At 72.5% G+C, this 24,017-nt stretch carries 23 protein-coding genes; 11 read left to right on the top strand and 12 right to left on the bottom strand.

From position 1 onward, the window contains the following. Positions 1 to 103: 103 nt before the first annotated feature. The 4 genes from IE318_RS34380 to IE318_RS34365 form a co-directional block, all read right to left on the bottom strand. On the bottom strand, positions 104 to 1,090 hold the full coding sequence (locus IE318_RS34380) for a DEDDh family exonuclease (protein WP_189906659.1): 987 nt from the start codon (positions 1,088 to 1,090) through the stop codon (positions 104 to 106). A gap of 193 nt (positions 1,091 to 1,283) precedes the next feature. Continuing rightward, the gene (locus IE318_RS34375) at positions 1,284 to 2,294 is read right to left on the bottom strand and encodes a CopD family protein (RefSeq protein WP_189906657.1); all 1,011 of its coding nucleotides are present in this window, start codon (positions 2,292 to 2,294) and stop codon (positions 1,284 to 1,286) included. Between the two features lie 103 nt (positions 2,295 to 2,397). Continuing rightward, complete coding sequence (locus IE318_RS34370) at positions 2,398 to 3,822, bottom strand: CoA transferase (RefSeq protein ID WP_189906655.1); 1,425 nt, start codon at positions 3,820 to 3,822, stop codon at positions 2,398 to 2,400. 71 nt (positions 3,823 to 3,893) lie between these two features. Then, entirely contained in the window at positions 3,894 to 5,420 is a 1,527-nt protein-coding gene (locus IE318_RS34365; protein WP_189906653.1) for a S8 family peptidase, read from the bottom strand. 292 nt (positions 5,421 to 5,712) lie between these two features. Between IE318_RS34365 and IE318_RS34360 the strand changes: the two genes are divergently transcribed. From IE318_RS34360 to moaA, 3 genes are all read left to right on the top strand, one after another. Next, positions 5,713 to 6,069 (top strand): DUF485 domain-containing protein, encoded by a 357-nt coding sequence (locus IE318_RS34360; RefSeq protein WP_189906651.1) that lies wholly within the window; start codon positions 5,713 to 5,715, stop codon positions 6,067 to 6,069. Beyond that, positions 6,066 to 7,700, top strand: a complete 1,635-nt coding sequence (locus tag IE318_RS34355) for a monocarboxylic acid transporter (protein WP_189906649.1) — start codon at positions 6,066 to 6,068, stop codon at positions 7,698 to 7,700. The genes IE318_RS34360 and IE318_RS34355 overlap by 4 nt, the downstream gene beginning before the upstream one ends. Positions 7,701 to 7,843: 143 nt before the next feature. Further along, positions 7,844 to 8,833, top strand: coding sequence for a GTP 3',8-cyclase MoaA (gene moaA, locus IE318_RS34350; RefSeq protein WP_189906648.1), 990 nt, complete (start codon positions 7,844 to 7,846; stop codon positions 8,831 to 8,833). A 50-nt stretch (positions 8,834 to 8,883) separates the two neighbouring features. On the opposite strand, the gene IE318_RS34345 is transcribed toward moaA, so the two are convergent. Beyond that, positions 8,884 to 9,120 carry a hypothetical protein gene (locus tag IE318_RS34345; protein WP_030182671.1) on the bottom strand — a complete coding sequence of 79 codons (237 nt, stop codon included), beginning with the start codon at positions 9,118 to 9,120 and terminating at the stop codon, positions 8,884 to 8,886. A 210-nt stretch (positions 9,121 to 9,330) separates the two neighbouring features. After that, entirely contained in the window at positions 9,331 to 9,777 is a 447-nt protein-coding gene (locus tag IE318_RS34340; protein WP_189906647.1) for a DUF3099 domain-containing protein, read from the bottom strand. Positions 9,778 to 10,070: 293 nt separating this feature from the next. On the opposite strand from IE318_RS34340, the gene IE318_RS34335 reads away from it, so the two are divergent. Then, positions 10,071 to 10,358, top strand: coding sequence for a GlsB/YeaQ/YmgE family stress response membrane protein (locus IE318_RS34335; protein ID WP_189906646.1), 288 nt, complete (start codon positions 10,071 to 10,073; stop codon positions 10,356 to 10,358). A gap of 65 nt (positions 10,359 to 10,423) precedes the next feature. On the opposite strand, the gene tyrS is transcribed toward IE318_RS34335, so the two are convergent. The 3 genes from tyrS to IE318_RS34320 all read right to left on the bottom strand — a co-directional run bounded on the left by tyrS (position 10,424) and on the right by IE318_RS34320 (position 14,748). Further along, entirely contained in the window at positions 10,424 to 11,692 is a 1,269-nt protein-coding gene (tyrS, locus tag IE318_RS34330; protein WP_189906645.1) for a tyrosine--tRNA ligase, read from the bottom strand. Between the two features lie 102 nt (positions 11,693 to 11,794). Beyond that, a complete protein-coding gene (locus IE318_RS34325) occupies positions 11,795 to 13,189 on the bottom strand; it encodes a metallopeptidase TldD-related protein (RefSeq protein ID WP_189906644.1) in 1,395 nt (464 codons plus the stop codon). Then, the gene (locus tag IE318_RS34320; protein ID WP_373311357.1) at positions 13,186 to 14,748 is read right to left on the bottom strand and encodes a TldD/PmbA family protein; all 1,563 of its coding nucleotides are present in this window, start codon (positions 14,746 to 14,748) and stop codon (positions 13,186 to 13,188) included. Before IE318_RS34320 ends, IE318_RS34325 begins: the two co-directional genes overlap by 4 nt. A 208-nt stretch (positions 14,749 to 14,956) precedes the next feature. Here IE318_RS34320 and fabG point away from each other — a divergent pair, with 208 nt between their 5' ends. The 3 genes from fabG (at position 14,957) to IE318_RS34305 (ending at position 16,932) form a co-directional block, all read left to right on the top strand. Further along, positions 14,957 to 15,676, top strand: a complete 720-nt coding sequence (gene fabG / locus IE318_RS34315) for a 3-oxoacyl-[acyl-carrier-protein] reductase (protein WP_030182681.1) — start codon at positions 14,957 to 14,959, stop codon at positions 15,674 to 15,676. A 5-nt stretch (positions 15,677 to 15,681) separates the two neighbouring features. Beyond that, positions 15,682 to 16,449, top strand: coding sequence for an enoyl-ACP reductase FabI (fabI, locus tag IE318_RS34310; protein ID WP_030182686.1), 768 nt, complete (start codon positions 15,682 to 15,684; stop codon positions 16,447 to 16,449). Between the two features lie 159 nt (positions 16,450 to 16,608). Then, positions 16,609 to 16,932, top strand: a complete 324-nt coding sequence (locus IE318_RS34305; protein ID WP_030182688.1) for a hypothetical protein — start codon at positions 16,609 to 16,611, stop codon at positions 16,930 to 16,932. Here the strand turns inward: IE318_RS34305 and IE318_RS34300 are convergent. After that, complete coding sequence (locus IE318_RS34300) at positions 16,910 to 17,608, bottom strand: FadR/GntR family transcriptional regulator (protein WP_030182691.1); 699 nt, start codon at positions 17,606 to 17,608, stop codon at positions 16,910 to 16,912. The two genes, IE318_RS34305 and IE318_RS34300, sit on opposite strands and share 23 nt — an antisense overlap. A gap of 70 nt (positions 17,609 to 17,678) precedes the next feature. On the opposite strand from IE318_RS34300, the gene IE318_RS34295 reads away from it, so the two are divergent. The 4 genes from IE318_RS34295 (at position 17,679) to IE318_RS34285 (ending at position 20,219) form a co-directional block, all read left to right on the top strand. Continuing rightward, positions 17,679 to 19,040 (top strand): CynX/NimT family MFS transporter, encoded by a 1,362-nt coding sequence (locus IE318_RS34295; RefSeq protein ID WP_189906643.1) that lies wholly within the window; start codon positions 17,679 to 17,681, stop codon positions 19,038 to 19,040. A 48-nt stretch (positions 19,041 to 19,088) separates the two neighbouring features. Beyond that, entirely contained in the window at positions 19,089 to 19,208 is a 120-nt protein-coding gene (locus IE318_RS46200) for an SGM_5486 family transporter-associated protein (RefSeq protein ID WP_107473521.1), read from the top strand. A 181-nt stretch (positions 19,209 to 19,389) separates the two neighbouring features. Further along, on the top strand, positions 19,390 to 19,596 hold the full coding sequence (locus IE318_RS34290) for a hypothetical protein (protein ID WP_030182696.1): 207 nt from the start codon (positions 19,390 to 19,392) through the stop codon (positions 19,594 to 19,596). A 104-nt stretch (positions 19,597 to 19,700) separates the two neighbouring features. After that, the gene (locus tag IE318_RS34285; RefSeq protein ID WP_030182701.1) at positions 19,701 to 20,219 is read left to right on the top strand and encodes a SixA phosphatase family protein; all 519 of its coding nucleotides are present in this window, start codon (positions 19,701 to 19,703) and stop codon (positions 20,217 to 20,219) included. A 146-nt stretch (positions 20,220 to 20,365) separates the two neighbouring features. Here IE318_RS34285 and serB read toward each other — a convergent pair whose 3' ends face one another. Both serB and IE318_RS34275 read right to left on the bottom strand, forming a co-directional pair. Then, entirely contained in the window at positions 20,366 to 21,574 is a 1,209-nt protein-coding gene (serB, locus tag IE318_RS34280) for a phosphoserine phosphatase SerB (protein WP_030182704.1), read from the bottom strand. Positions 21,575 to 21,657: 83 nt separating this feature from the next. Further along, complete coding sequence (locus IE318_RS34275) at positions 21,658 to 23,997, bottom strand: streptophobe family protein (RefSeq protein WP_229903933.1); 2,340 nt, start codon at positions 23,995 to 23,997, stop codon at positions 21,658 to 21,660. Positions 23,998 to 24,017 lie beyond the last annotated feature (20 nt).

Here is a 24,017-nt window from a genome sequence, read left to right as displayed (position 1 = left end):
TGGCCGCCTCGCGGGCGAGCGGCCGCCGGGCGAGTCGCCCGGCAATCACCCGTACGCCCGCCGGTCACCCGTACGCGCGCTCGTCCGCCGCTCCGGCGGTCCCTCAGTCGCCGTCCGCCGGTTCCACGTCCCCGAGCAGCTGCCCGAACGCCGCCTCGTCCACCACCGGTGTGCCGTACAGCCGCGCCTTGACCACCTTCGACGTGCCCGAGTCCGGGTCGTTGGTGACGAGCAGGCTGGTCAGCCGGGACAGGCTGGTGGCGACATGCAGCCCGGCCTCCGTCGCGCGGTCCTCCAGCAGCTCGCGGTCGACGGAGGTGTCACCGGAAAAGGCGATCCGCATGCCCTGCTTGAGACGTTTGCCCTCTTCGTAACGGCCCGGGTTGGGATAGGGGCAGGCGGGTCTTTTGCGGGACGGGCGCCAACTGCCCGCCCGGTAGCCGCCGTAGCCACCGGACGGCTGCCGGGGGACGGGCCGGTCCGACCACTCCGTCAGCGGCCGGCACTCCAGCAGCGGCAGCCGCACGCCGTCGGCCGCCGCGGCCGCGAGGCTCGGCCGGAACGCCTCCGCCAGCACTCGCGCGTCGTCCAGCGCGTGGTGTGCCCGCCGCTGTACGACGCCGAAGTGCGCCGCCAGCGACTCCAGTTTGTGGTTGGGCAGCGGCAGCCCCAGCTCCTTGGAGAGCGCGATGGTGCACAGCCGCTGCCGCACCGGTGCCTCGCGCTTCGCGCGCGCGTACTCCCGGGCGATCATCTGCCAGTCGAACACCGCGTTGTGCGCGACGAGCACCCGGCCGGCCAGCCGGGCGGAGAACTCGTCGGCGATGTCCTCGAAGAGCGGCGCCCCTTCGAGCACCTCGCTCGTCAGACCGTGGATCCACACCGGTCCCGGATCCCGCTCCGGGTTGACCAGCGTGTACCAGTGGTCCTCCACCTCGCCGCGCGCGTCCAGCCGGTAGACCGCCGCCGAGATGATGCGGTCGTCCCGGGCCAGGCCGGTGGTCTCCACGTCAACGACCGCGTATCCCTGCGGATACGCGGCCGGCCACGGTGTGGGGGACGGCCCTGCGAGCGTGCGGTCTTCGAGCATGGTCACTGAGGATACGGGCCGCGACTGACAGCCCGGTCCTTCAGGTGGCCATCGCACCACACGCGCACACCGGCACGCCCGCACGCCACTTCGCGCGCCGGTCACGCGCGCGTGCCGCAAACCGGGCGAAGCGCATCAGAGTTCACCCGGCCGGGCGCCACCCCGCCGCGCAGCGGCGCCGGCCACCTGTGCGTCAGCTCCAGCGGATCGGCAGCGGCAGAGCCGTCAGCAGCCCCGACACCATGACCACCACGGCCAGGCCGGCGACCTCCGCGCGCGCGGGGGTGCACGCCGTCAGCGGGTCGGGCGCCCGGCGCAGCCGGAGCCGCGCCCGGAGGGCCAGCAGGACGACGCAGGCCACCAGGACCACCTTGGCGAGCAGGGTGCGGCCGTAGGCCGTCGCCGTCAGCTGGTGCAGCACCGTCTCCGGCGGCATCCGGCGCAGGGTGCTGCACACGCCCGTCGCGGTGACCGCGGCGAGCAGCACGGGCGCCACGCGCGCGTAGCGGCCCAGCAGCGCGGCGGCCGCCTCGGTGCCGCGCCGGCGCCGCAGCGTGCGCAGGGTGTGCAGCAGACCGCCCGCCCACAGCGCCCCGCACACCAGGTGCGCGAGCGTCAGACCGGAGCCGAGCAACGGGCCGCTCTCGGTGGGGGGATGGGCGCGCAGCGCCTCGGCCACGGCCACCGCGGCGAGCGGCAGGACCTGGAGTCGCAGGTGGCGTGAGAGCGCGCACAGACCGGCCAGAAGGAAGGCGTTGACCTCGAGCAGGGCCAGTGAGCCGTCCCGGGTGCGGTAGAGGCCGCCCATGTCGATCCGGGTCGGGCTGTGCGGCACCAGGTTGCCGGTGGCCACCATGGAGGCGAGTCCGAGGGCGGCGAGGAAACCGGCGGCGGCCGCGTACAGGGACCGGCTGCGGGGCGGCTCCGCCGTGGGGCCGGGGAGGCCGTCGGCCAGCCGGTTCACGAACAGTTCGCCGACGGGGACGCACAGCGCCGCGAACAGCACCGTCCGCAGCAGCGCCGTGCCGCCGGTTCCGGGGGCGGCGGCCTCTCCGGTGCCGTGCAGGGCGGCGGACGGACCGAGCAGCGGGATCAGCGCGGCGAGCGCCACCAGGGCGAGGACGGCGGCCGCCCGTAACGTCGCGGCCCGCCGCCCCCTCCCGCCGGCGTCTGCCGCCTCGGAGGCCGGTCGTATGAGCGTCACCCCAGGATCTTCACCAGCCGCCACAAACGGGGCAAGTGGGTACAAGCAACTGAGGGAACGGCATTCCGCCCGACGGCGTCCGCTCGACGCCACGCCCGTGTGCTCACGCCCAGCGGGCCACGTCCGCCCCCCAGTGGCCGGGTGGCCGGGCCCAGAGGGCGGGGCCGCCGGCGAAGGCCACGGGCGGCAGGGCGTACCGCAGCCGGCCGATCCCGCTGTCCGTCTCGCCGAGCCACGGCTCCGGCCCGTCGTACGGGGCGCCCGGCACGGAACTCGGGACCGCGCCCGTCCCGGCGGAACCCGGCGCACCGCCCGGCTCGCTCGCACCCGGACCGCTTCCCTGCGTCAGCCACGTCGCCGTCCGCGCCAGCGACAGCCGTACGACCCGGCTGCCGCCCTCGGCGGACTGCTCGGTCAGGGCCCGCAGCACCGCCCCCGCCAGGAGATAGCCCGTGCCGTGGTCCAGCGCCTGCGCGGGCAGCGCGCCCGGCCGCCGCGCCGACCCCTCGACCGCCGCGATGCCGGTGGCGACCTGGACGAGGCTGTCGAAGCCGCGCCGTCCGCCCCACGGCCCGTACCCGCCCCACGCCGACAACTGCGCCACGACCAGTCCGGGCCGCCGCTCGGCCAGCGCCTCGGGGGAGAGGCCGAAGCGGTCCAGGCCGCCCGGGCGGTAGCCGGTGACGACGACGTCCGCCTCGGCCAGCAGTTCCTCGAAGGCCGTCCGGCCGGCCGCCAGGTCCAGGAGTGCCGACCGCTTCCCGAAGCCCGTGTCGGCGTGCTGGTCGGCCAGTTCGGGCAGTTGCGGCGCGTCCAGGCGCAGCACGTCCGCGCCCAGCAGGGCGAGGGCGCGGGTGGCGACGGGCCCGGCGATGACCCGGGTCAGGTCCAGGACGCGGAGCCCGGCGGCGGGCAGCGCCGGCGAGCCCTCGAGGGCAGGGAGCACGCGCGCGCGTGCCTCGTCCGGCCGCTCGCTCTGAACCAGCGGCCGGGCGGCCACCGCGGTGGCCTGCTCGTGCGCGCCCCACTCCTCGGGCGTGCGCAGCGCGACGGCGAGGCCGCCGGCCGCGTACACGGCCTCCTCGACGTCGAGCGCGGACCGCTCGGCGAGCGCGGCCTCCACGGCCGCCGGCTCCGCGTCCTGCGGCAGCCCCAGCGCCAGGAGCAACCGCTGCCGGTGGTGCGGGTAGTTGGCGTGTGTGCGCACCCAGCCGTCGGCCGTCCGCCAGAACCGTGACAGCGGCGCGAAGGTGAGCGGTGGCCGCCCGTCGACCAGGAGATGCCGCTCACTGGTGAACGCGGTGGCCACGGCACCGTCGTCCACGCGCACCGCGGGCACCTCGGCGAGCCCGGCCCGTCGTGCGGCCAGCTCCGCGGCGGCCAGCGCGCAGGCGCCCACGCACGCGCGTGCCAGCTCCCGTACGGGAAGGCGCGCCCCGAGCGCGCCTTCCCGCTCCACGGTGGTGATCCGTGACACGAGGGCGGGATCGCCGCCCAGCGCGGACCATGCGAACCTGATGTCAGTCATGACTTCACTATGCAGTATTGACTGAATCAATATACGGTCCCGCGTACCCCCACTGGACGGCTATGTGTCGGCTACTTGGTCACCGCGGCCAGCGCGTCCGCCGTGCCCCAGCCGTAGAAGCCGTTGCGGTTCTTCGTGCCCTCGCACACCGCGTCGACCTTGCCGTCCCCGTTGATGTCGTACGGGTCCGTGCACGGCGTGGCGCTGGCCTCCGCGTACAGCAGCGCCTTCACCAGGGCCGCGGGGGCGTTCGGATGCGTCGACTTGATCAATGCCGCAACCCCGGCGACATGCGGGCTCGCCATCGACGTACCGGCCATGTAGCCCCACTTGCCACCCGGCAGCGGACCCAGGATCAGGCCGCTGGTCGCCGGCGGCTCGGGCTTCTGGTACACCGTGGAGTCGCCGCCCGGCGCGGCGATGTCGATGACACCGAGACCGTAGTTGGAGAAGGACGACTTGACGCCCTTCGCACCGGTCGCCGCCACCGTGACGACACCCGGCAGCTGGGTCGGGATGTCGTAGCACTTGTGCGGGTCGATCACCCGGTCCCCGGGCGTGGAGTCGTTCGGGGAGGCCGGGTCGGTGATCGAGTGGGAGGCCAGGTCGTAGTTCTCGTTGCCCGCCGCCGCGACGTTGACCGTGCCCTTGCGCTCCGCGTACTGCGAGGCCCGCCGGACGGCCTCCACCAGCGCCTTCTGGTCCGGGTCGTCCGTGCAGTTGAAGTACCACGGGTCGGTGTAATAGCTGTTGTTGGTCACGTCGACACCGTGCTCGGCCGCCCACACGAAGCCGCACACCACGGCCTCCGTGTAGAAGAACCCGTCCGGGTTGGCGACCTTGATGCCGGCCACCTTCACCCCCGGCGCCACACCCGTGATGCCGACGCCGTTCTTCGCGCCCGCGATCTCCCCGGCCACATGCGTGCCGTGCGGGCTCTCGGCGGCGCTCGGCCGCCAGGCGCCGTCGGTGGTGTCCGGCTTGCCCGCCACACAGTTGACGGAGGCGGCGCGGTCGAAGTTCGGGGCGATGTCCGGGTGGGTGTCGTCCACACCCGTGTCGATGACGGCGACGGTGACCTTCGGGCTGCCGAGCGTCTTCTCGTGCGCCTTGTCGGCCTTGATGGCGGGCAGGTCCCACTGCAACGGCTCCAACGGGTCCTGCCCGTCGGCCGCTTCGGACCCCGCCTCGGCCACCTGCGCGGCGGTCAGCGCCTTGGGCGTGCCCAGGTCGGTCGTCGACTGCGCGGGCAGCGGCGCCGTACGCGTGGCGCCCGCGGATTCCACCCCGGGCGTCCTGCGTATGGCCTTGGCGAAGCCCGGGTCGGCGGAGTGGACGACGATGACGCCTATCTGGTCGTACGACGTCACGATCGTGCCGCCGGCCGTCGCGATCGCCTTCTTCACCTGGGCCGAGACGCCGTGTCCGGGACGGACGTTGACGACGTAGCTCAGCGAGGCCGCGTCGGTCTCGGTGGCGGTGGACTGCGCTCGGGGCGACGCCGAGGCCACGGCCGGCAGGAAGCCGAGTGAGGCGGTCAGCGACAGCGCGACCGGTACGGCCAGGGCGAGTCGGCGTCTGGAACGCAGATGAGCCATGGGGTCTCCACATCATCCGGATACAGAACCGCCCGAGACACAGGTGTGCTGCTCGGGCGGTCACATGACGGTGGTGCAGGGCGAAGCTATCCCGCGCCCTCACCGGCCAGCAATGACTTGGCAATGACTTCCCCAGGCCACTTGCGAAAGAACGCGCGGAACTTGAACCGGTTCTCGTGCGGCGCCGTGGACCTTGGACGGGAGCCCCAGCACCCTCGGGCCCCTGTCACATACGCATCCGCATCCGGTCCGACCGCAGCCGGACCCGCTGTCGCAACGCGAGGAGACTGACGTGGCCACCGAGACACCGCCACCCTCGAATACCCAGGTCCCCCTCCCCTCCACCGAGGAGTTCGCCGCGGTGCAGGAGAGCGCCGAGTTCGGTGAACTGCGCCGCTCCTACCGCTCCTTCGCCTTCCCCCTGACCATCGCCTTCGCCGCCTGGTATTTGCTGTACGTCCTGCTGTCCAACTACGCGGGCGACTTCATGGGCACCAAACTCTTCGGCAACATCAACGTCGCCCTGGTCCTCGGACTCGCCCAGTTCCTCACCACGTTCCTCATCGCCTGGTGGTACGCGCGGCACGCCGCCGCCAAGCTCGACCCCAAGGCGGAGGCCATCAAGTCCCGGATGGAGGGCGGAGCATGACCACCGCACACCCCGCAGCGCACACCCTGCTGGCCGCCGGTGAGGCGAGCGAGCACCGCACCCTGATCATCACCCTGTTCGCCGTCTTCGTCGCCGCGACCCTCGTCATCACCGTCTGGGCCGGCCGCCAGACCAAGGACGCCGCCGACTTCTACGCCGGCGGACGGCAGTTCACCGGATTCCAGAACGGCCTCGCCGTCTCCGGCGACTACATGTCCGCCGCGTCCTTCCTCGGCATCGCCGGCGCCATCGCGCTGTTCGGCTACGACGGCTTCCTGTACTCCATCGGCTTCCTGGTCGCCTGGCTGGTCGCCCTCCTCCTGGTCGCCGAACCGCTGCGCAACTCCGGCCGCTACACCATGGGCGACGTCCTGGCGTACCGGATGCGCCAGCGTCCCGTCCGCACCGCCGCCGGTGCCTCCACCATCGTCGTGTCGATCTTCTACCTGCTGGCCCAGATGGCGGGCGCGGGCGTCCTGGTCTCGCTGCTGCTCGGCATCACCAGCGACGGCGGCAAGATCGGCATCGTCGCCCTGGTCGGCGTACTGATGATCGTGTACGTCACCATCGGCGGCATGAAGGGCACCACCTGGGTGCAGATGGTCAAGGCCGTGCTGCTGATCGTCGGCGCGATCCTGCTGACCTTCCTGGTGCTGCTGAAGTTCGACTTCAACGTCTCCGACCTGCTCGGCAGCGCCGCCGACAACAGCGGCAAGGGCGCCGCCTTCCTGGAGCCCGGCCTGAAGTACGGCGCCACCGGCACCACCAAGCTGGACTTCCTCTCGCTCGGCATCGCCCTGGTGCTCGGCACCGCCGGCCTGCCGCACATCCTGATCCGCTTCTACACCGTCCCGACCGCCAAGGCCGCCCGCAAGTCCGTGATCTGGGCGATCGGCCTGATCGGCGCCTTCTACCTGATGACCCTCGCCCTCGGCTTCGGCGCCGCCGCCCTCATCAAGCCGGACGAGATCATCGCCTCCAACAAGGCCGGCAACACCGCGGCCCCGCTGCTGGCCCTGCACCTGGGCGGCGTGGACTCCAACTGGGGCGCCATCCTGCTCGCCAGCATCTCGGCCGTCGCCTTCGCCACGATCCTCGCCGTCGTCGCGGGCCTGACCCTCGCCTCGTCGTCCTCGTTCGCCCACGACATCTACGCCAACGTCATCAAGAAGGGCACCGCCACCGAGAAGCAGGAGCTGGGCGCGGCCCGCTGGGCGACCGTCGGCATCGGCGCCGTCTCCATCGTCCTCGGCGCCCTCGCCCGCGATCTGAACGTCGCCGGACTGGTGGCCCTCGCCTTCGCGGTCGCCGCCTCCGCCAACCTGCCCACGATCCTCTACAGCCTTTTCTGGAAGCGGTTCACCACCGCCGGCGCCCTGTGGTCGATCTACGGCGGCCTGGTCACCGCGGTCGGCCTGGTGCTGTTCTCGCCGGTGGTCTCGGGCAAGCCCACGTCGATGTTCCCGGACGTCGACTTCCACTGGTTCCCGCTGGAGAACCCGGGTCTGATCTCCATCCCGGTCGGCTTCCTGCTGGGCGTCCTCGGCACCCTGCTGTCCAAGGAGACCCCGGACAAGGGCAAGTACGCGGAACTGGAGGTGCGCTCGCTGACGGGCACCGGGGCCCACTGAGACGTCGGGTGCGGCCGTGTCGTAGGTCCCTACGACACGGCCGCGTCCGACCTCGTCGGGATCACCCCTCGGCCGATGTCGGTGGTGTCACGTAGGCTCACAGGTGACGGAAGACGAGTGTTCCGGACGAGGGAGGGGGCCACGTGCTCATCGACACCTACGGCCGAGTGGCCACCGACCTGCGGGTCTCGCTCACCGACCGATGCAATCTGCGCTGCACCTACTGCATGCCCGAGGAGGGCCTGCAGTGGCTGGCCAAGCCCGACCTGCTCACGGACGACGAGATCGTCCGCCTGATCGACATCGCGGTCACCTCCCTGGGCGTCAATGAGGTCCGCTTCACCGGCGGCGAGCCCCTGCTGCGCCCCGGTCTGGTCGGCATCGTCGAGCGCGTCGCAGCCTTGGACCCGCGCCCCCAGATGTCTCTCACCACCAACGGCATCGGTCTGAAGCGCACGGCGACGGCCCTCAAGGCGGCCGGTCTGGACCGGGTCAACGTCTCCCTCGACACGCTCCGCCCGGACGTCTTCAAGGCGCTCACCCGCCGCGACCGCCACAAGGACGTCATCGAGGGGCTGCACGCCGCCCGCGAGGCCGGCCTGACCCCGGTGAAGGTCAACACCGTCCTGATGCCGGGCCTGAACGCCGACGAGGCCCCGGACCTCCTGGCCTGGGCCGTGGAGCGCGACTACGAGCTGCGCTTCATCGAGCAGATGCCCCTGGACGCCCAGCACGGCTGGAAGCGCGACGGCATGGTCACAGCCGGCGACATCCTCGCCTCCCTGCGCACCCGCTTCGAGCTGACCCCCGAGGGGGCCGGGGCGCGCGGCTCCGCGCCGGCCGAGCGCTGGCTCGTCGACGGCGGCCCGCACCGCGTCGGTGTCATCGCCTCCGTCACCCGCCCGTTCTGCGCGGCCTGCGACCGCACCCGCCTCACGGCCGACGGGCAGGTCCGCACCTGTCTGTTCGCCACCGAGGAGACCGACCTGCGCGGCGCCCTGCGCTCCGGCGCCCCCGACGAGGAGATCGCCCGCATCTGGCGGCTGGCGATGTGGGGCAAGAAGGCGGGCGCGGGTTTGGACGATCCGTCCTTCGTCCAGCCGGACCGGCCGATGTCCGCCATCGGCGGCTGAGGTTCCGCCCCAGGGGGTGTCTCCGCCCGGGCTCGGGCGCCTTCGGAGGATCAGGAGCCGTCAGGCGCTTCGGGGCGTTCGGAGGCTTCCCACTCCTTCAGAAGGACCACGTCCTTCAGGAACCCCCGCACCCCGAGGAACTGCGACAGGTGCTCCCGGTGCTCCTCGCACGCCAGCCATGTCTTGCGGCGCTCCGGTGTGTGGATCTTCGGGTTGTTCCAGGCCAGCACCCACACGGCGGCGGCACGGCAGCCCTTGGCGGAGCAGATCGGGGTCTCGTCAGTCACAACTTCGTCTCACAGCCACGGCATACAAGGCGACGCCGAGCAGCCACGGGGGGAGCTGCCCGGCGTCGGTCTGTCGCTCCGACGGGGGATGCGGAGCGCGTACGAAGTATGTCACGGGTAACCCGTCGCCCGGCACCGGAACAACATGATTGATCTGAGCATTTCTTGAGCTTCCCGTCGAATGCCCGTCCGGGCCGGCCGTCGGCGCCGTCACACCCCGTCGTGGGGCTCGCGTGCCGCGCCCGAGGCGCTGCCAGGGGTGCCGTTCGGGGTGCCGTTCGCCGGGCCCGCCGCCGGGTCGGCGGTGGTGTCCCGCGCGCCGGACTCAGCGAAGCCGTCCTCCTCGTTCCGCTGCGACGTGATCATCGGCTTCGTCGGCATGGCGACGAACGTCGACGGCAGCTTCGGGGCGTTCTCCCGCCCCGCGTTGGCGATCACCACGGCGATGTAGGGCAGCACCAGCCCGAGCACCAGCGCCACGATCGCCACATACCGCTCGACGTTCCACAGCGCCACCGCGAGGAGCACCGACACCGTACGGACCGACATCGAGATGACATACCGGCGCTGACGGCCGCGCACGTCCTCCTGCAGGCCCGTCCGGGCTCCCGTGATCCGGAACACCTCGACGTGGCCACCGCCATGCTGCTTCCGCATCACAACCCACCATTCGCCCGCATCGGACAGTTCCTCGGCTCCCTGCCCGGTCGCCCACCCACAGGGAACACCGGTCCGCACCTGCTCCACGTTACGCCGCGCCGACCGCGCCTACGAGGCCGGGGCACCCTCTGCCTGCGCGAACGACCCGCGTGCGTTCACGCGGGCGCACGCGGTGCCTCCGCCCGGCCACGCCCCCGGCGCCCGACGCGTACAGCCGCGCCCGGCATGCGGCGCGGGGCCGTCCGGCCGACACTGACCGTAACGGTCACATCGAGCCGGAGGAGGCGGCCATGGGCTGGTTGTGGGCGATCATCGTGGGCTTCGTGCTCGGCCTGATCGCCAAAGCGGTGATCCCCGGCAAGCAGCACAGCCCGCTGTGGCTGACCACCATCTTCGGCATGATCGGCGCGGCCGTCGGCAACGCGGTCGCCCGCGCCGCCGGCGTCGCCGAGACCCGCGGCATCGACTGGAGCCGGCACATCTTCCAGATCGTGGCCGCCATCATCATCGTCGCCATCGGCGACATGGCGTACATGGCGCTGTGGGGCAACAAGAAGCGGCAGCGGGAGCGGGCGTAGCGCGCCGCGCACGAGGAAGGGGGTGGCCTCCTGGGAGACCACCCCCGTCCTCATGCAGCGTCCCTTCAGGCGCCGGTGACCTCGACCGCCGCCAGGTTCTTCTTGCCCCGGCGCAGCACCAGCCAGCGGCCGTGCAGCAGGTCATCGGCGGCGGGGACCGCGTCCTCGGCGGTCACCTTGACGTTGTTCACGTAGGCACCGCCCTCCTTGACCGTGCGGCGCGCGGCCGACTTGCTGGCGACCAGGCCGACCTCGGCGAACAGGTCGACCACCGGGCCCAGCTCGGTCACCCGCACGTGCGGCACCTCGGACAGCGCCGCGGCCAGCGTCCGCTCGTCCAGCCCGGCCAGCTCGCCCTGGCCGAACAGGGCCTTGGAGGCGTCGATCACCGCGGCCGTCTGGTCGGCGCCGTGCACCAGCGTCGTCAGCTCCTCCGCCAGCGCGCGCTGCGCGGCCCGGGCCTGAGGACGCTCCAGGGTCTGCTCCTCCAGCTCCTCCAGCTCCTCCCGGGAACGGAAGGACAGGATGCGCATGTACTTGGAGATGTCCCGGTCGTCCACGTTCAGCCAGAACTGGTAGAACGCGTACGGCGTCGTCATCTCCGGGTCGAGCCAGACGGCGCCGCCCTCGGTCTTGCCGAACTTGGTGCCGTCCGCCTTCGTCATCAGCGGAGTCGCCAGCGCGTGCACGCTCGCGTCCGGCTCCAGCCGGTGGATCAGGTCCAGGCCCGCCGTCAGGTTGCCCCACTGGTCGCTGCCGCCCTGCTGGAGCGTGCAGCCGTGGCGCCGGTAGAGCTGCAGGAAGTCCATGCCCTGCAGGATCTGGTAGCTGAACTCGGTGTAGCTGATGCCCTGGTCGGACTCCAGACGGCGGGCCACCGAGTCCTTCGTCAGCATCTTGTTGACGCGGAAGTGCTTGCCGATGTCCCGGAGGAACTCGATCGCCGACAGGTTCTGCGTCCAGTCCAGGTTGTTCACCATGACCGCGGCGTTCTCGCCCTCGAAGGACAGGAACGGCTCGATCTGGCGGCGCAGCTTGTCCACCCAGCCGGCGACCGTCTCCGGGTCGTTCAGCGTGCGCTCCGCGGTCGGGCGCGGGTCGCCGATCAGGCCCGTTGCGCCGCCGACCAGCGCCAGCGGCCGGTGACCGGCCTGCTGGAGCCGGCGCACGGTGAGCACCTGCACCAGGTGCCCCACGTGCAGCGACGGCGCGGTCGGGTCGAAGCCGCAATAGAACGTGACGGGACCGTCCGCGAGCGCCTTCCGCAAAGCGTCCTCGTCAGTGGACAGGGCGAACAGCCCCCGCCACTTCAGCTCGTCGACGATGTCCGTCACGGTTCTCGTGTCTCCTCGATGATCTCGTGGGTGGTCCCGCCGGTGATCACGGGTGATCGTGCCGGCGGTTCCGGGCCAGTCGGGTGACAGCCGACTACGAGGTTATACGCCCTGGCTGACAGAGCTCATATTGAAATCGGGGACGCGCAGCGCCGGCATCGCGGCCCGGGTGAAGTAGTCGCTCCACTCCCGCGGCAGGGTCTTCTCGGTCCGCCCGGCCTCCGTGGCCCGGCCCAGCAGGTCCACCGGCGACTCGTTGAACCGGAAGTTGTTGACCTCGCCGGTCACCTCGCCGTTCTCGACCAGGTACACCCCGTCCCGGGTCAGCCCCGTCAGCAGCAGCGTCGCCGGGTCAACCTCGCGGATGTACCACAGGCAGGTCAGCAGCAGGCCGCGCTCGGTGGCGGCGACCATCTCCTCGAGGGAGCGCTCGCTGCCGCCGTCCAGGATCAGGTTCCCGGCCGACGGGGCCACGGGCAGCCCGGTCAGGCCCGCGCTGTGCCGGGTGGTCAGCAGGTTCCGGAGCTCTCCGTCGCCGATCCACTCGGTCGCCCGTACCGGCAGCCCGTTGTCGAACACGGACTGGTCGCCGCCGGAGGAGTGCGCGACCACGAACGGGGCGCACTCCAGACCGGGCTGGTCCGGATCGCTGCGCAGGGTCAGCGGCAGCCCGCTGAGCTTCTCGCCGACGCGGGTGCCGCCGCCCGGCTTGGAGAACACCGTCCGCCCTTCGGCCGCGTCCCGGCCCGACGAGGACCACGTCTGGTAGATGAGCAGATCCGCGACGGCGGTCGGCGGCAGCAGCGTCTCGTAGCGCCCCGCGGGCAGCTCGATCCGCCGCTCGGCCCAGCCGAGCCGTACGGCCAGCTCCGCGTCCAGCGCCGCCGGGTCGACGTCCTTGAAGTCCCGCGTGGACCGTCCGGCCCACGCCGAGCGCGTACGGTCCGGGGACTTCGCGTTCAGCTCCAGCGTGCCGTTGGGCTGGTCGTGGCGCAGACGCAGACCCGTCGAGGTCCCCAGGTAGGTGGACACCAGCTCGTGGTTGGCGAAGCCGTACAGCTCACGGCCACCGGCACGCGCGCGTGCGAAGGACTCGCCGAGGGCCGGGGCGAAGTCCGCGAACACCGCCGAGGAGGTCTCGGCGGGCGCGTCGGTGAAGTCCGGGGACTCCGGCACGCCCGTGACCAGCGGCTGCGCGTCCTCGGCGGGCCCGGCCCCGCGTGCGGCGGCCTCCGCGGCCCGCACCAGCGGCTCCAGCTCCTCCTCGGTCACGGCCGACCTGGACACGACACCCGACGCGGTGCCCTCCTTCCCGTCGACGGTCGCGACGACGGTGAGCGTGCGCCCGCGCGTGACACCGTTCGTGGTGAGCGCGTTGCCCGCCCAGCGCAGGTTGGCGGTGGAGTGCTCGTCCGCGATGACGACGCACCCGTCCGCCCGGGACAGTGCGAGGGCACGCTCGACGACCTCGTGCGGCTTGCTGGTACGCGGGCTCATCGACCGGCCTCCTGGGTGGTGTTCAAGATGTTGACGCCCTTGAAGAGGGCGGAGGGGCAGCCGTGGGACACGGACGCGATCTGGCCCGGCTGGGCCTTGCCGCAGTTGAAGGCGCCGCCGAGGACGTACGTCTGCGGGCCGCCGACGGCCGCCATGGAGCCCCAGAAGTCGGTCGTGGTCGCCTGGTAGGCGACGTCCCGCAGCTGCCCGGCCAGCCGCCCGTTGACGATCCGGAAGAACCGCTGCCCGGTGAACTGGAAGTTGTACCGCTGCATGTCGATCGACCACGACCGGTCGCCGACGACGTAGATGCCCCGGTCGACGCTGCCGATGAGATCCTCGGTCGACATCCCCGCCGGATCCGGCCGCAGCGACACGTTCGCCATGCGCTGCACCGGCACCCGGCCGGGGGAGTCCGCGTAGGCGCACCCGTTGGACCGTTCGAACCCGGTCAGCTTCGCGATCCTGCGGTCCAGCTGGTAGCCGACCAGCGTGCCGTCCTTCACCAGGTCCCAGGACTGCGCCTCGACTCCCTCGTCGTCGTAGCCGACGGTCGCCAGGCCGTGCTCGGCGGTGCGGTCGCCGGTGACGTTCATCAGCTCCGAGCCGTACTTCAGCTTGCCGAGCTGGTCGAAGGTGGCGAAGGAGGTGCCCGCGTAGGCGGCCTCGTAGCCGAGGGCCCGGTCCAGCTCGGTGGCGTGCCCGATGGACTCGTGGATGGTCAGCCACAGGTTGGAGGGGTCCACGACCAGGTCGTAGACGCCCGCCTCGACGCTCGGCGCGCGCATCTTCTCGGCCAGCAGCTCGGGGATCTGTTCGAGTTCGGCGTCCCAGTCCCAGCCGGTCCCGGTGAGGTACTCCCAGCCGCGCCCCACGGGCGGGGCCAGCGTCCGCATGGAGTCGAACTCCCCGCTGGAGTCGTCCACGGACACGGCCGTCAGCTGCGGATGCAGTCGCACCCGCTGCTGGGTGGTCACGGTGCCCGCCGTGTCGGCGTAGAACTTGTTCTCGTGCACCGTGAGCAGCGAGGCGTCGACGTGGTCCACGCCGTCGGCCGCCAGCAGCCGCCTGCTCCAGTCGGTGAGCAGTGCGGACTTCTCCTCGTCCGGCACGGTGAAGGGGTCGATCTCGTACGACGACACCCAGGTCCGCTCGGCGTGCACGGGCTCGTCGGCCAGCTCCACCCTCTCGTCGGCCCCGGCCGCCTTGATCACCTGCGCGGACAGCTGCGCCATCGCCACGGCCTGCGAGGCCACCTTGGCGGCCGCGTCCAACGTCAGATCCACTCCGGAGGCGAACCCCCATGTACCGCCGTGCACGACCCGCACCGCGTACCCGAGGTCGGTGGTGTCCGACGACCCGGCCGGCCGGGCGTCCCGCAGCCGCCAGGACGCACTGCGCACCCGCTCGAACCGGAAGTCGGCGTGCTCGGCCCCGAGCGCCCGCGCGCGTGCCAGCGCGGCGTCGGCGAGGGCGCGCAGTGGAAGGGCCGTGAAGGCCTCGTCGATCGTATGTGGCACCGGGATCTCCCTGCTCTCGTCGCCTGTCGGACCGATCATGTCTCGCGGGCGGCGGCGCGGACCACACGTTTGCGGGCCCGGTCCGCCGTTTTCTGTAGGGACTCGACAGCGGGGCCCGTACGTCACTGTCGGTGCCCGATTGTCCGCTCTCGCGTCCGGACCGATAGGTTTTCGGGTGAAGCCGCCTGCTCATCGAGGTGTCCGGGCGAGCTGTGAACGCTTCAGACCGCTACGAAAGGGTGATCCGTTGAGCCGCTCGGTTCTCGTCACCGGAGGCAACCGGGGCATCGGCCTCGCCATCGCCCGCGCGTTCGCCGACGCCGGCGACAAGGTCGCGATCACGTACCGGTCGGGTGAGCCGCCGGCCGACCTGACGGATCTGGGCTGCCTCGCCGTCAGGTGCGACATCACCGACCCCGAGCAGGTGGAGCAGGCCTACAAGGAGATCGAGGCCCAGCACGGCACGGTCGAGATCCTCGTCGCCAACGCCGGCGTCACCAAGGACCAGCTCCTGATGCGCATGTCCGAGGAGGACTTCGCCTCCGTCATCGACACCAACCTCACCGGCACCTTCCGTGTCGTCAAGCGTGCCAACCGCGGCATGCTGCGCGCCAAGAAGGGCCGTGTCGTCCTGATCTCCTCGGTCGTCGGCCTGCTCGGCTCCGCGGGGCAGGCCAACTACGCCGCCTCCAAGGCCGGCCTGGTCGGCTTCGCGCGCTCCCTCGCCCGTGAGCTGGGCTCGCGCAACATCACCTTCAATGTCGTCGCCCCCGGCTTCGTCGACACCGACATGACCCGGGCACTGAGCGACGAGCAGCGCGAGGCGATCATGGCGCAGGTGCCGCTGGGCCGCTACGCGCAGCCGGAGGAGATCGCCGCCGCGGTGCGGTTCCTCGCCTCGGACGACGCCTCGTACATCACTGGAGCCGTCATCCCCGTTGACGGCGGACTGGGAATGGGTCACTGATCACCATGAGCGGAATTCTCGAGGGCAAGCGCGTCCTGATCACCGGTGTGCTGACGGAGGCCTCCATCGCCTTCCACGCCGCGAAGCTGGCCCAGGAGCAGGGCGCCGAGGTCATCCTCACCGCGTTCCCGCGGCCCACGCTGACCGAGCGCATCGCCAAGAAGCTCCCCAAGCCCACCAAGGTCGTCGAGCTGGACGTCACCAACGACGAGCACCTGGCGCGCCTGGCCGACATCGTCGGCGAGGAGCTGGGCGGCCTCGACGGCGTCGTGCACTCCATCGGCTTCGCGCCGCAGGACGCGCTCGGCGGCAACTTCCTCAACACGCCGTTCGAGTCGGTCGCCACCGCCATGCACGTCTCGGCCTTCTCGCTGAAGTCGCTGACCATGGCCTGCCTGCCGCTGATGCAGAACGGCGGCTCGGTCGTCGGCCTCACCTTCGACGCGCAGTTCGCCTGGCCGCAGTACGACTGGATGGGCCCGGCCAAGGCCGCCCTGGAGGCGACCAACCGCTACATGGCGCGTGACCTGGGCAAGCAGAACATCCGCTGCAACCTCGTCTCGGCGGGCCCGCTCGGCTCCATGGCCGCCAAGTCCATCCCGGGCTTCAGCGAGCTGGCCTCCGTGTGGGACACCCGCTCCCCGCTGGAGTGGGACCTGAAGGACCCCGAGCCGGCCGGGCGCGGCATCGTCGCCCTGCTGAGCGACTGGTTCCCGAAGACCACCGGCGAGATCATCCACGTGGACGGCGGTCTGCACGCCATCGGCGCCTGACCCGCACAGCCGCTCAAGGGCCCGCTTCCCCCAGGGGAGCGGGCCCTTCGCGTCACCCGATCGGCTCATCCGGCCGGGCGGGGCGGACCGGTCCTCGCGCACCCTGGGACTGCGCTCACCTCGCGTTTTCCCTCCCCAGCACGGCCGAGGAGGTCCCCTGTGCGTCCGTTCCGCAGCGTGGCCTCGGCGACCCTGGCCGCGGGGCTGGGACCCCTCCTGCTCCTGCCGTACGGCGCATGGGCGGCCGAGCCGTTCGGCGCGACGTGCCGCAGCACCGTCTCCGGGTCCGAGGTGACCGCCTACTGCCACAACCCGTACCCCGAGACCGACCGCGTCGCCCTGCATATCGAGTGCGCACGGTGGTGGGACCTGGACGGCGACGGCGCCCCGGTGGACGTGGGGCCCGCGCAGACCGTCCGGATGACCGGCCGCTGCTGGAAGGAGATCCGCGCGGTGTGGATCAGTCACCTGCGGGCGGACTGAACCCGAGCCGGGCCGCACGGCACAGGAACGGGTAGCTCGCCGCCTCGGCGGCGGCCGCCTCCGCGTCGCCCGTGCGGATGGCGTCGACCAGCCGCGTGTGGTCCATGTACGTGTCCGGGGTCAGCCCCGCGCCGACGTCCGCGCGCAGCCAGTCCCGCAGCACCTCGCCCAGGTCCGCGTACATCGCGGTCATCACGTCGTTGTGGGAGGCGGCCACCACGGCCAGGTGGAAGGTCGCGTCCGCGGTCACGAACGCCTCCGCGTCGCCGGAGGCCCAGGCCTCCTCCCGCCGCACGAGCAGCGCGTCCAGCTGCTTGAGGTCCTTCTCGCCGCGCCGCTCGGCGGCCAGCTTCGCCGCGGCCGACTCCAGCGTGGAGCGCAGCTCGGCGATGTGCCGCGGGTCGGCGCCGGCGAACCGGCGGTGCATCACGCCGGCCAGCTCGCTGGTCGCCACGACGTACGTGCCGGAGCCCTGGCGGATGTCCAGCAGGCCGTTGTGCGCCAGTGCGCGGACCGCCTCGCGCACGGTGTTGCGGGCGACACCGAGCTGCTCCACCAGCTCCGGCTCCGTCGGGATGCGGGAGCCGACCGGCCACTCGCCCGACGTGATCTGGTGCCGCAGCGCTGCGATGACCTGCTCGGACAGCGCCGACCGGCGTGGATGGCTCAGGGGCATGGCACACCTTCGCACGCGGGACCCGGAAGCCGACTCCCGGGCCGTGGACAGTCAATCATCCCATCATTCTATGATGGGCCTCATGCCACGCGAGGAAACCACCCGGACGACGACGCCCACGACCGAGCCGCAGCCCCCGGCCGCGACCGCCGCTTCCCGGGTACCCGGGACACCACCGGAGCCCGGGAAGGCATCCACGCGCGCGTGGGCCACGCGCCTCGTCATGGTCGGCATCGTGCTGGCCGCCGTGAACCTGCGTCCCGCCATCACCAGCCTCGGCGCCCTCCTGGAGGAGGTCCGCGACGGACTCGGGATGAGCGGCAGCGTGGCCGGTCTCCTCACCTCCGTGCCCCCGCTCTGCTTCGCCGTCTTCGGCGTCATGGCCCCCCGGCTGGCCCGCCGCTTCGGCCCCGCCGCGGTGGTGTGCGCCGGCATGGTTGCCATCACCGCCGGGCTGCTCATACGTCCCTACGCCGGGAACACGGTGGGCTTCCTCGTCGCCAGCGCGCTCGCGCTCATGGGCATCGCCGTCAGCAACGTCCTGATGCCGGTCATCGTCAAGCGCTGGTTCCCCGACCGGGTCGGATCCATGACCGGCCTGTACTCCATGGCCCTGGCCCTGGGCACCTCGACCGCCGCCGCGGTGACCGTGCCGCTGACCGGCGCCCTCGGCGGCGGCTGGCAGCCCGGCCTCGCGGTGTGGGCGGCGCTCGCGGCCGTCGCCGTACTGCCGTGGCTGCCGCTGGTACGCGACCGGGGCAGCGCGCCGGCCGACCGGGCACCGGCCGAGCAGCAGTCCGTGCGGCGCGAGACCGCGCGCGCGGAGCAGGCCCCGCAGGCCCCCGCGCTGCGGATCACCCGCAGCCGCACCGCCTGGGCGCTGGCCGTCTTCTTCGGCCTCCAGGCCACCGCCGCCTACATCACCATGGGCTGGATGGCCCAGATCTTCCGGGACGCGGGCGTGTCCGCCGGCACGGCCGGACTGCTGCTCGCGGTCACCATGGTGATGGGCGTACCGCTGGCCTTCGTCATCCCCCGCCTGGCCACCCGGCTGCCCCACCAGGGCTCCATCGTGGTCGTGCTCGGCGTCTGCGGCCTGGCCGGATACGCCGGTCTCTACCTCGCGCCGGCCGCCGGCGCCTGGGCCTGGGCGCTGCTGCTCGGCGTGTCGAACTGCGCCTTCCCGCTGGCGCTCACCATGGTCGGCATGCGCGCCCGGACCGGCGCGGGCGTCGCCCAGCTGTCGGCGTTCGCCCAGAGCACCGGCTACCTGATCTCCATCCCGGGACCGCTGCTGGTCGGCGTGCTCTACCAGAGCAGCGGCGGCTGGGGGGTGCCCATCGCGCTGATGACCGGCCTGATGATCCCGCAGATGGTGGTGGGCTGGCTGGCGGGGCGCGACCGCACCGTGGAGGACGAGGCGACGCGCTGAACCGCCCCCGGCGCACCCGCGCCGGGGCCCGGGTGCGAGACTGGGGCCATGCAGCCTGTGCTCGACCCGAACCCCCAGAACAGCCAGAAGAAGATGCTGCTCGTCTTCGGTGCGTTCTTCGCCATCTTCGTGATCATCGGCATCATCGCGACGATCGCGTCCCCCTGACCCCCACGACGATCGCGTCCCCCTGACCCCGGGGTGGGGGTAACCCCCGATCCCCTAGGGGGTGAGGGTCAGGGTCAAGTGGGTGGATCACCGGATGGGCCGGGGCCCGCCGGTTCCGTAATTTCGAGGTGTGGTCGCGAGTGGCGGTCACAGGAGCACTCGAAGCCCCACGGAGGCGATCATGTCGGCCCGAACGCACTCCCGGCCCCACCCGGCGACCACGGGCGGCGTCGACATGCGGTTGCCGTGGTGGGCCCTGGCCCTGCCCGCCCTCGCCTTCCTCACCCTGCTCGCCCTGATACTCAACCCGTCGGGCGGCCATGCGAGCGCGGGCGACCCCGCGATCACGCAGCTGCTCCAGCACGCCCAGGACCTGTTCTCCCGCTGACGCGGTGGCCCCGCCCCGGCACCTCCGGCGCGAGCCGCGCCGGCCGCGAAGCCGCATGTCAACTCCCTGCGCCCCATGGCCTGTTTCGTGCGAAGCTGGGAGCCATGAGCGTCGCAGAACCCCGCAGGATTGTCCTCTTCCGGCATGCGAAAGCCGACTGGCCCCAGGTGTCCGACCACGAACGACCGCTGGCTGAGCGGGGCCGCATGGACGCCGCTGTGGCCGGCCGCAAGCTGGCCGACTCCGGTGTTCCCTTCGACCTTGCCCTGTGCTCGACCGCGACCCGGACCCGTGAGACCTGGAAGCTCGCCGTCCACGAGCTGCCGCACCGGCCGAAAACCGTCTACGAGGAGCGGATCTACGAAGCCTCGCCCGGCGAGCTGATCACGGTGCTCAACGAAACGCCGGACGACATCCACAACGTCATCCTGATCGGCCACAACCCGGGTGTTCAGGGACTCACCGAGGTGGTGTGCGGCGCGTCCGAGGCCGAGGCCCGCGAGCGCATGAGCCGCCGCGGCTTCCCGGCCGCCGCCTTCGCCGTCGTCACCTTCGAGGGCTCCTGGAAGAGCCTGGAGCCGGGGGTCGCCACGCTGGTCGACTACTGGGCGCCGTCGGAGTAGCCCTACCCTCCGGCCACCACCCGTGGACCGGGCCCGGCGCCTGCGCGGCCGCCGGGCCCAGGGCCACCGATCCGGCCCCGAGGAACGTCACCGGGGGGCGGCGTCCGGGCCGCAGGGCCTCCCGCCCTGTCAGGCCCCGTCCGGCCTCAGCCCTCCTCGTGCGCGTCCGCCGCCTCGACCTCTTCGCGGGTGACACCCAGCAGATACAGCACGGTGTCCAGGAACGGCACGTTCACCGCGGTGTGCGCCGCCTCACGCACCACCGGCTTGGCGTTGAAGGCCACGCCGAGACCGGCCGCGTTCAGCATGTCCAGGTCGTTCGCGCCGTCACCGATCGCCACCGTCTGCGACAGCGGGACGCCCGCCTCGGCCGCGAACCGGCGCAGCAGCCGCGCCTTGCCCGCCCGGTCCACGATCTCCCCGGTGACCCGGCCCGTCAGCTTCCCGTCGACTATCTCCAGCGTGTTGGCCTGCGCGAAGTCCAGCCCCAGCCGGTCCTTGAGGTCGTCCGTGACCTGGGTGAAGCCGCCGGAGACGACACCGACCTGGTAACCGAGCCGCTTCAGCGTACGGATCAGGGTGCGCGCGCCCGGCGTCAGCCGTACCTCGCTGCGCACCTTGTCCACCACCGAGGCGTCCAGCCCCGCCAGCAGCGCCACCCGTGCGTGCAGCGACTGCTCGAAGTCCAGCTCGCCGCGCATCGCGGCCGCCGTCACCTCGGCGACCTTGTCCTCGCAGCCCGCGTGCGCCGCGAACAGCTCGATCACCTCGTCCTGGATGAGGGTCGAGTCCACGTCCATGACGACCAGACGCTGCGCCCGCCGGTGCAGGCCCGCCGAGACGACCGCGACATCGACACCTAGTGCCGCCGCGTCCGTGACCAGGGCGGTGCGCAGCGGCTCCGTCTCCACGCCGGACACCGCGAACTCCACCGCCGTGACCGGGTACTTGGCCAGCCGGAAGATGCGGTCGATGTTGCCGCCGGTCTTGGTGATCCGCGCGGCGATCTGCGCGGTCGCCTCCGCCGTGAGGGGGTGGCCGAGCACGGTGACCAGGGAGCGCCCGAGGCCGCGCGGCCGGTTGTCGCCACGGCCGGAGATGATCTCCGCCTGCATCTTCATCGACTCGGCCCAGCTGTGCACGGTGGCCCGCAGGTCGCCCTCCAGCCCGGCGGGCGGCTGGGTGACGAGCGCGCACAGCACCATCCGGCCACGGGTGACGACCTGCTCGATGTCGACCACGTCGACGGAGTAGGCGGCGAGGGTGTCGAAGAGGCCGGCCGTGATGCCCGGCCTGTCCTTCCCGAAGATCTTGACGAGAAGGGTGAGGTCATCGGAACTCTGCGAAGCGCTCATGGTGATTCCACCGTATCCGGCACCCAGTGCCTGACGCCCCTCAGGTCCGCCTGGCGGACAGGGGACTCGGCCGCACGGCGGGGTCACTTCCGGGGCGGTGTCCTCGGCGTCCTCGGCGGCCTCGGCGGAGGGGGTGGAGGGGGCGCGTCCGGCGGATCGTCCTCGGGCCGGGGCGCCACCGGCGGCGGAGGCGGCGGGGGAGGCGGCCACGTCCCGGACCGCGGCCGGGAGCGCCGCCCCCGCGGACGCGGCGGCGGTGCGACGGGGCCGACCATCGTGGGCGCCCCGGCCACGTCCTCCGGGGCGGGCGTGGGCGTCGCCCGCCCCGCCGCGGAACCGTCCTTCCGGCCGCCCCTCTCCTCCGGCGACCGGGAGCTCTCCGGTGGCTGGGAGCCCTCCGACGGCTGGGTGTCCTCCGGCCGCGGGGTGTTCTCCGGCGGCCGGGCGGCCTGCGTTGGCCAGGCGCTCCGCGGCGGCCGGGCATCCTCCGGCGTTCGGACGTCCTGCGTGGGCCGGGCGTCGTCCGGTGTACGGGTTTCCTCGGGTGGTCGGGCGGTCTCCGGTGGCCGGCTGGGCGCTGGTGGCCGGGCGTCCTCCGGCGGCCGGGGTGCGGCCTCCGGGCGGCCGCCCTTCTCCCTTCCCCGTAGCTCGCCGGGCAGCCGGAGGTACGGGTTGGTGGCCGGGTTCGGCGGCCGGAACGGCGTACCGGGGGAGTAGGGGCCGGCCTGCCCCGCAGGGCGCCACGGTTCGTCATCGTCGCCGGAGGACGGGGCATCGGCCCGTACGCCGGACCGGCCCCCGGGCCGGACGGACCCCCCCACGTCGCCCCCGGCACCGACCGCCGGACGAGGGCCGCGACCCGGAGCCGGTCCCGCACTCCCTGGTCCCGTACCCCCTGGCACCGCACCACCTGGATGAGCCCCCGCGCCGCCGACGCCCCCGCCCGCCTCCTCGACGCCCCCGCCCGCCTCCATGACACCCAGTGCCAGCGGCGCCGCGCGCCGTCCCGCCATCCCGGCCGCGGTCGCCAGCAGCGCCCCGACGGCCCCCGCCCCGGCGCCCCACACCGCACCCAGCAGCAGGGCCGTGCCCAGATGCCCGTGCAGCTCGATCCCCGCGCCGAACGCGTCGACGCCGAGCACGGACAGGGAGGCGTTCGCGGACACGTCCGTCAGCCAGGCGAGCAGCGGCAGCGCCACAGCCGTGACAACCCCCAGCCGCAGCGCACACCGCCCCACGAATCCCAGGGTCCCCCGTCCCCGTGCCGGCGCCCCGGCAGCGCGGCCGGCGGGCGCCACCGGTGTGCGCACCGCGGTCAGCGCCCCCGCCAGCAGCATCATCAGCGCCGCCGCCACCCCCAGCAGCCACACCTGCCCGTCCAGGTCGGCCAGTCGCGCCAGCGTGACCGGCCGGTCGGAGCCCGCGTCCAGCAGCCGGTCCAGCGGATCCGGCAGCAGCGTGGCGAGCACGCCCGTGGCCCTGCCGTCGAACGGGACGAAGAGACCGACCGGAACACCGAGCCAGACCCCGTTGGGCGCGCCGAGCAGCGCGGCCCCCGCGATGCGCCGGGGGTGGGGGTCGCCCACCGCCGCGTATCCGGCCGCGGCCAGACCCGCCACCACCGCGGTCAGCAGCACGGTGACGAGTGCGGACACGGCCGGCCGCACCACCCGGTGCACGGCGGCCCAGCCGCGCGGCAGGGGAGTGCGGCGCGAGGCGAGCAGCGCGATCAGCAGGATCCCGGCCGACCAGCCGAGCCCGCCGAGCAGCGTGGGCGCTGTGTCGACACGGAAGCCGACGGCCGCCTTGGCGTCGATGAGCTTGCCGATGTTGTCGGGCAGGAGCCCGCCGATGTCGCCCAGGTCGCCGAGCCCCGGAATGCTCAGACCGCCCGATCCTCCGCCGGTCCCGCCGCCCGGCAGCCGGTCCAGGCCCAGCGAGGCACCGTCGATGGTGACCACGTCGTGCCCGGCCCAGGCCAGCCCGCCCATCATCGTCATGAACAGCGTCACCACCGCCACCGCGCGGGCGAGCAGTTCGGCCGGGGCGATGTCAACTCCGGCCGCGCGCACGGACCGTAGGAAGAACCACGACAGCAGCAGCGCCCCGACCAGGCTCACGCCCAGTGGCGTGATCTGGATGGCGGTGTGCGCCGCCGCCCCCTTCAGACCGAACACGGACACGTCCCCGGACGGTGTGACCGCACCACCGGCCCCAAGTGCCACCACCGCGGCGGTCATCGGGCCGAGCGAACCGGCCGAGTCCGCCCCGAGCAGATGCAGCCCGAGCACGGCGGTGGCCGCCATGCCCGTCAACGCCCAGCTCACACAGGCGATCGCGGACAGCAGCACATCGAGCCACGGCAGAGGCGCGGCCGGCCCGGCGGTCCCGGCTTTGGTGGCAGTCTTCGTGGCAGCACTCATGGCAGACCCCCCGATCCACG

The organism is Streptomyces spiralis, from assembly GCF_014654675.1.
GTDB lineage: Bacteria > Actinomycetota > Actinomycetes > Streptomycetales > Streptomycetaceae > Streptomyces > Streptomyces spiralis.
This window is presented reverse-complemented; position numbering and strand designations above follow the sequence as displayed.